Here is a 6,084-nt window from a genome sequence, read left to right on the forward strand (position 1 = left end):
AGCGCTTCATAAACGCTCTGACGCGCTATTGGCGCTGATCGCGGCTATTTGCTTGGGAAACCGCCTCGCCCAGGAACACTGGGCTGAGGCACCCAAGATGCGAAAGTGTTTTTACACACTCTGGGCCGACCGCTGCCCGTCATGAAAGGCAGAAGTCGGCCAGGAGCGGGCATTCACTCAGCCTTGTGGTGTCTGGTATTTAATGCCGCGGGCTGCTACCCAGACCTCGCTATGGGCTAAGAGCTCTTGAGCAAGTTTTAGGTCATGGGCAGTTGCTGCACGAACGATACGTGTCCCGGCGCATCCTGTTCTCGCGGAAGAAAATCAAGGGGGAAGTGATCGCCACTGAACCGATCTACGCGCAAGAGCAACTGGGCGGGCAGATCAAGTGGCAGATGTTGCAGCCGCTCCAGCCGTTCGAACAACGTCTGCGTGAGTGGTCGTCCGCCCATCCACATCCGAAGGACTGTATTAGCCGCTGGGAAGTATCAGTGGGGCCGAAGGCCACGGAGTGTGAGGAAAACATCCTCTACGTCATCAGGGCCGACATCAGCAGCCGACTTCACGTTTAGATACCGCTTCAGAATTTGGAGCCCTTCGATGAATTGTGGTCGCTGCCCAGGTTCTAGCACCATCGGGATCAGGAGATATGCACCTACCTTGCTATACCGTTCCAGGAATCCTGTGAGATTGACGTCGCTGGTAGGCTCCATGGTGAGAGATCGAGTTGTCAGCATGGCTTTCCGTGAGTCTTCTGGATTCGTCGGAATTTGCGAGGTCACAACCATTCCATAATGACTCGGATGTTCAGCGGAGAACCGTCGAATAATGCTGATGTAAATTTCTTCTTCCTTATCTTCTTTCCCAAACCGCTCCTGCCACCGCTCAAAGATCTTTACTGCAGCTTCCCGGCTTTTGAACATCAGCGCTAGGAACGGCGGTGCATCTGGTGCAACGACACCGTAAGCTGCTCCTGTCCAGCCAGCACGATCCCATAGGTGGACATCGATTACGGAGTGCACCTTTACGTCACGGTGATCGGTCATCTTTGGGATATCCGACTTGTCGTAAGGGTTGTTTGGGGAGTGAGTGGGCGTCACGCTTGGGGGCAGTTCGCGCTCAACCAAAGGTCTGTCTGACCTCGCATCGAACTGCTGTGGCGAGTACTTATCCCAAGAGTCTAAGCGTGACACGCCTCCGAAAATTCGTTCACGGCTTAAGCATAAGGAGCCGATCATTGCCGCCCGGTCCATAGCAGCGTCAGTCTCAAATAACCGAGCAACTACCTGTTTGAGATTCTTCGCCCGGCAGGTAGCGACGAAGATAGCGCCCGCTGCCTCCAGCAGCATATTCAGAAAGTCACCGTATACCGACGTGGAGCCAGGAAACACTCCATTGGGCCAGCGCACCGTCGTTCTCATATGGTCGAAATCTGTCGTGACCTCAAAGCGAGTAACATTCGCCTCAACGACAAATACATCGAAACGCTCGGCATGTGCGAAGACGTCCCACTCGAAAGTCGTGGCGAAGAATGCCTCCACCGTCCCGACAATAGCCTCCGCCACGGTGATGCTGGTGTCGGTCGGCTCGTGTGTCACGCTCACCTGCACCCCAAGAACCGAGGTGGCGAACACTTGGCTGGATTGGCCGTTGAAGATGACAGGTCTCCAGCGCGCATCGCCGGCAGGCTGGCCCGCTAATCGGTTGAAGAGGCTAGAGACATCCTGAGCCGATTCACTTGTCGGAATCCATCCTTCTTCTCGTAGCAGATCCTCGTAACCCAAAATGTAAAGTAGCGTGGCCCGGCTATGGAGTAAGCCCAGCCGGGCCAATATGTCTGGGATCATCACCAGATTCTTTGTTTCGTCGGCAGATAAATTTGCCAATTGACAGGCAAGTACCATGTCAAAGTCCTTCAGCTGCTCAGTGGCACGCTGTTCCGACTCGTCGTTGAAAGGCAAAGAATTTAGACAGCCGCGAGCCATCTGAATAATTTCCAAAGTCTCAGGAAAGTGCTTCAGTTCGACGGCCTGCCATGCTGCAGTCATAAGCGTAGGAAATATGATTGACGGTAGTTCACCGCCTTCGTCGGCCTCTATGAACAAGGTCACTGCTGCTGACGTGCAACTTGCCCGCGCCGCCCAAAGCAAGCCGGCACTTCTGTAAGCGACTGCGAGCAGAGTCTGTGCGTGGACCAGGTCTTCGGAATGCTCTTTCTTACTAAGCAGTCGTGTAGATTTTCCAAGAAGCCGGATCATCTCCATGTTTTCGTCGAAGTCGAGCTGATCGGCACGCCTGAGCAGAACTAAGGCACCTTGGCTATCTCCTGTACGTCTGGCGACAAACTCTGAAGCTTGATCTACCAGGTCTCGGTATCCTCGGTCCTTGCCGGCTACCTGGCCAAATACCTCAATCAGCTTTGTAAGCCGGTTGGCGTCGAACTCTCCGAGGCCATCGGCCTTAGAGAGAACCTCTCCGAACTGAGGCCAAAGCGCTGCCAGTCTCTCTGACTCGCTGGTCAATAGGGCTTGGTTGAGCTGAATCGTGAGAAGCGAAGTCTTTGCTTCCAACGCATTGTTCGGGCGGTTGGTGTCACTCGACAGCTCCTCTAGCCTTGAGGAAAGCCGACTGATGCGCGAGTGCAGTTCAGCTTGCTCCGCCGAGAGGTGTCCATGCATGACCGCATTGAAAAGCAGCTGGGCAAGGTTGCACAGCAGTTCTAAGTTCTTAGCGTGCTCGTCGCAAATCACTAGAGCTTCAAAGTCTTTATACCCATTGGCAACCGCCTTGATGTCGTCAAACCACCAAAATGCTGTCCAGAGAGTCTCGTAGCGAGCCGTAAGCCGCTGTCGGTGTGTTCCACCGTCGTCAGCTAGGCGCACTGCCCGAAGTAGTCTGCCGTCAACGTCAATCCGTGGTAACTCCAAAGATCTTGCCAGCTTGGCCGCGACGAGAGCCTCAGCTGCCCGCTGCATTTCCAGCCCGGGAAATGCAGCGGGGTCCGTCAGCTCTTTCTCGATATCCGCCAGCTGCTGCCTTCGGGAATAGTCAGATGGGCCCAGTTCCGCGTCGCTACTCGCATCACCAAGCCCCAGATAGTTGTATGCCAGATCTCGGCGGTTCTTCTCGATGACCTCATCAATGATCCAGGTGCGATCATGAATTGTGACTTGAACGCCGTACTGGCTGGTAAGCTCGTCTTCTAGGCGTGCTCGATCTTTTGCACGTGCAGATCTCGACGTGATGAAGAAAACTCTTTTGTAACCCCGATTCGTGGCCATGATTCCAGCCACGTCTGATCGCACCTTGTCTGCCCACGTTTTTTTTGCACTGAACGCGAAAGCCCATCGTTCGCTGCCGGCATTTGCCAAGCCGACATAGGTGAGCTTGCTGACCTCATCGGAAACCGGCGTAGTCTCAGTGTCAGCTTTGCTATCTCCCCCACCCTCGGGGCCGGTCGAAGGCCTCAAGTTCGGACAAATTGTTCGCTCACACAGCTTGCGGCAGAACAGCTCAAAGTCATGTGTCTGGTTGCGCTCAGTAATTGTGTCCAGATGGTGAGATAGGACCTCGCTCTTGAGCTGGTGTTTAACGAGCGAAGTTGAGTCCGAATAAAGCTCCGGCCGAATTTGGCGCATAAACTGTGATGGTGAGACGACTCTTTCCTCAGATCTATTCTGCATTCCGTCCCTTCCTGATTGATGTGGATCTCAACGATTGCAGAGGCAGCGAGATTTCACCAGTCACCTCGGCCCCCTGGTGGTGCTTAGCGCAGGGCACAAGCGAACACTTCTGACCGACTCAAGCCTATTGCGACAGGTGCTTCCCGGCCAGACGCGGACTGTTTTGCAGGCTTTCATGAGGGTTAAGTGCATCCACCCAATCAGGACCGATTCACTGCGTCATATGCTTGTATCGTAAAATTGATCAGTCCACCTGCCCTGGAAGAGTTGCCATGATCCATCACTACACGACCGTGAATACCTTGGCTCTAATCCTGCGGTACCAAACTCTCAGGTTCACCAGGTTGGATCAATTTGATGATGTCACGGAAGGCCGTTCTATAGGGCACTTCCCGTTGGGAGCCAGAACCTTCGCAAGCTGTTGGTCAGCATCACAGCAGGAGAGCATTCCACAATGGGCGATGTACGGCGACGCGATGAAGGGTGTTCGAATCTCCCTTCGGCCAGATCCATTTATCTGGCATCCGATCGACATTCGGTGGCACGAACAATTTCAATTCATTGACCTGCAGGCACCCTTCAGTGTGGAGGAGATGCTTTCTCCAAACATTACCCTCACACCTTACCCAGAGATGAGGGCGACTTTTGGACGAAGAGTGCGCTACGTTCCAGATGTGGAAACAGCTATAGAGCCCCTCTACTCAGCACTAGCCCACGATCACATAACGTTTTTCGGTGATCTGACTGAGATAGCTCACTTCAAGCCAAATTCCTGGGCATTCCAAGAGGAGTATCGATTTGTGATCGCGGCGGCGCCCGGCCCGGAAACGCCTTATCAAGGAGACCCAGCCTCCTATATTCAGTCGAGGACAGAATGGAATCGCACTGGCGTCAACCTTCTGAGAGATATCCCTGGGCGTACTCACATCGACATCAGGCTTGATCCCGATGCTCTGAGGTCTGCGCAAATTTTGGTTGGGCCTTTAGCGCCAGCAGGTACGCTCGAAATCGTTGAGTCTCTGGTGTCGAGATTCGCCGAGGAGGCTACTGTAGGGCTCAGCAGTCTGAGCAATTCCATACGTCCAAGATGAGTGAAAACGTTTAAACACAACATATAGTGGTTTCGTGAAAAAAATGGAGCAGCTCACTACGACCAATCCCGGCTCAACGGAGCCACCCAGCTCCGAGCGTGCGCAGGTATCCGAACTCGTGGAGCAGGCAAAACGACTAGCTGTCCAATATCGGCAACTGACTGGAAAGCCGCTAGGCATCACTGGCGAGATTGCCGAATGTGAGGCTGCTGCGATCCTTGGTCTGGATCTACATGCAGCACGAACAGCTGGTTATGACGCCACAGAGACGAGAGATGGGATCGCTGTCCGAGTGCAGATCAAAGGGCGCGTGATTGCCAATCCGAAGAAAATCACTGGCCGGGTAGGCGCCATCGACCTTAGACAGCCGTTCGATGTTGTTCAGTTGGTTCTTTTAGATTCAGACTTTAACGCGTTTGTCATTTATGAGGCCGAACGCTCTGCTGTGGAAATACTGGTCACAAGGCCTGGTTCGAAAGCACGAAACGAGAGAGGATCGGTCGGGATAGCTCAATTCAAGGCAATAGCACGATTGCGCTGGTCGCGGCCGTGAGCGCGGTCGCTCTTTAGCGATTGCCCCCTGCCAACTTCATTACTCGGTAGTCCTGTACCAGCACCAACCGCTCCATCATCTCGAAATCGGGATGGTTCCCCATGTGCTTTCGCAGCGAGTCGAAAGCGTTCATGGACAGGGCGATCGCATATTTGCTTGTCTCAGCTTGGGCTAAGTGGGGGAGATTGAGCGCAATCGCATCGAAAAGTCCCTTTGCGGCTTCGCGCGCCAGGCTCTGTGCACGCTCATCACTTGGTGGGGTGAAGTCGATCGTTTTTCGAATCATCCCCATCGCCAACTCATTCAACTCTCGGATCTGAAGCCTGGTCAGCTCGGCGAAAGGGATTTGCTCGTTGTGCGCGAGATCCGTAAGGCCGTATAGCCGGTGGAGTTGCGCATGGATGTCACCTTTCTCCGTCGAGCCGCTCTTGTCCTCGACTAGATGCTTAAGCTGATCCAGCTCGTCAATTATTGCCAAGACTATCGATGCCTCCCAATCTGAAGCTTGCTGGATGGACATGATCTACCCCCTGCCGTGTTGACTGGAGATAGTACACTCGCCGCAGGGGCTTTCAGTGATTCATGCATGGCTTGTTTGGGCCAATTGGTGCCTATCGCCAGAGGCCGCTATTGGCCCAGAGTGTGTAAAAACACTTTCGCATCTTGGGTGCCTCAGCCCAGTGTTCCTGGGCGAGGCGGTTTCCCAAGCAAATAGCCGCGATCAGCGCCAATAGCGCGTCAGAGCGTTTATGAAGCG

4 protein-coding genes are annotated in these 6,084 nt (G+C 54.0%); 2 read left to right on the forward strand and 2 right to left on the reverse strand.

Features of this window, described 5'->3' with window-relative positions; all coding sequences use genetic code 11:
- Positions 1–488 precede the first annotated feature (488 nt).
- On the reverse strand, positions 489–3,683 hold the full coding sequence (locus tag AC19YT_RS27875) for a tetratricopeptide repeat protein (RefSeq protein WP_500611354.1): 3,195 nt from the start codon (positions 3,681–3,683) through the stop codon (positions 489–491).
- Positions 3,684–3,955: 272 nt separating this feature from the next.
- Between AC19YT_RS27875 and AC19YT_RS27880 the strand changes: the two genes are divergently transcribed.
- Both AC19YT_RS27880 and AC19YT_RS27885 read left to right on the forward strand, forming a co-directional pair.
- A complete protein-coding gene (locus tag AC19YT_RS27880) occupies positions 3,956–4,774 on the forward strand; it encodes a hypothetical protein (RefSeq protein WP_500611355.1) in 819 nt (272 codons plus the stop codon).
- A 43-nt stretch (positions 4,775–4,817) separates the two neighbouring features.
- Entirely contained in the window at positions 4,818–5,327 is a 510-nt protein-coding gene (locus AC19YT_RS27885; protein ID WP_500611357.1) for a DUF6998 domain-containing protein, read from the forward strand.
- A gap of 13 nt (positions 5,328–5,340) precedes the next feature.
- Here AC19YT_RS27885 and AC19YT_RS27890 read toward each other — a convergent pair whose 3' ends face one another.
- On the reverse strand, positions 5,341–5,847 hold the full coding sequence (locus AC19YT_RS27890) for a hypothetical protein (protein ID WP_500611356.1): 507 nt from the start codon (positions 5,845–5,847) through the stop codon (positions 5,341–5,343).
- Positions 5,848–6,084: the final 237 nt, after the last annotated feature.

This window comes from Pseudomonas sp. MF08875 (genome assembly GCF_059862525.1).